At 49.5% G+C, this 204-nt stretch carries 1 protein-coding gene; it reads left to right on the forward strand.

The annotated features are described in order from the left end of the window. Nucleotides 1-204, forward strand: a 204-nt coding sequence (locus Q1A48_RS21705) for a DDE-type integrase/transposase/recombinase (RefSeq protein ID WP_366523470.1), incomplete at both ends; no start/stop codon positions are given.

The following is a 204-nucleotide window of genomic DNA, read 5'->3' on the forward strand; positions in this document are numbered from 1 at the left end:
GCGTATGGCCCTGAGGCGACGAAAAATGCCTAGGGGAGTTATCGTGCACTCTGATCGGGGGAGCCAATACTGCTCCCGAGATTATCAGTCGCTGATCAAAGCGCATAATCTGGAATGTAGCATGAGTGCGAAGGGAAACTGCTACGACAACGCTTGCGCAGAAACATTTTTCCACTCACTAAAAGTAGAATCGATTCATGGCGA

The sequence above is a fragment of the uncultured Microbulbifer sp. genome, assembly GCF_947489355.1.
Taxonomy (GTDB): domain Bacteria; phylum Pseudomonadota; class Gammaproteobacteria; order Pseudomonadales; family Cellvibrionaceae; genus Microbulbifer.